This is a genomic window from Psychrobacter sp. FME6, from assembly GCF_014861365.1.
GTDB lineage: Bacteria > Pseudomonadota > Gammaproteobacteria > Pseudomonadales > Moraxellaceae > Psychrobacter.
The window spans coordinates 1-933 of record NZ_RRYW01000219.1; the positions used below are offsets into that span (position 1 = coordinate 1).

Genomic DNA, 933 nt, shown 5'->3' on the forward strand with positions numbered 1-933 from the left:
CTTCTATGTCAATTATGGCTATGTCTGATGCCAGCATACTTTTTAGAACACCACCGAATAATAAATAGGACAGAGCATGCGTCAATGGATTGCGTTAAGTTTACTGTGTATGAGTGCGTTGCTACTGCCCGTGTCGGCGTCCGCAGCCTGTGAGTCACCAATTAAATTTGGCGCACTGACGTGGGAGAGCGGACAGTTCATCTCTGGCGTGCTGAGATATATTGCTGAAGATGGCTATGATTGTACGGTTGAAGAGGTGCCAGGAGCGGGGCCTGCACTTGAGACAGCACTATCACAAAACGATATCCAAGTCATTGGTGAACAATGGGTTGGACGCTCGCCAATCATGGAGCAGGCCATTGCACAGAATAAGGTAGCTGTCATCGGTGATACGCTCAAAGGCGGCGCGACACAAGGCTGGTATGTTCCTAAATATGTACTGGAAGAAAATCCGGGGTTGCGTAGCTATCAAGATTTGCCTAAATATGCTGGGTTGTTTAAAGATCCCGAAAATCCTGGCAAATCACGTTTTATGAACTGTCCATCTGGTTGGACGTGTGAGATTTTTAATACACGCCTGCTCAAAAATACTGGTCTGGACGGCGTGTTTAATAACGCGCATCCCGGTACGGGTGCCGCTCTTGATGCCGAGATTTCCTCCGCTTTTGAACAGCACAAACCGCTGTTGTTTTATTACTGGCAGCCGACTGGCTTGATGGCAAAATATGATTTTGCGCCATTAAGTTTTCCTGCTTACAAGGATGAGTGCTGGCAAGACTTGCTACTCGCTGACGGCACTTCTAACTGTGTCTCTGGGTTCCCTGTATCCCCATTGGGTGTCGCTGTATCCACGCCATTTATCGATACCAATCCAGAACTAGGGCGTGTCATCAATTAGCATAGATATTTCAGAATAAGCTATACTTAGATCGT

The 933-nt window shown here is 47.1% G+C and carries 1 protein-coding gene; it reads left to right on the plus strand.

Annotated elements, in window-relative coordinates; all coding sequences use genetic code 11:
* The first annotated feature begins 76 nt into the window (after positions 1-76).
* Positions 77-898 carry a glycine betaine ABC transporter substrate-binding protein gene (locus EI162_RS14320; protein ID WP_225737017.1) on the plus strand — a complete coding sequence of 274 codons (822 nt, stop codon included), beginning with the start codon at positions 77-79 and terminating at the stop codon, positions 896-898.
* Positions 899-933: the final 35 nt, after the last annotated feature.

Bases quoted from the DNA above. Each gene is read 5' to 3' on its own strand.
- EI162_RS14320 (WP_225737017.1), top strand. From the start codon at position 77: ATGCGTCAATGGATTGCGTTAAGTTTACTGTGTATGAGTGCGTTGCTA.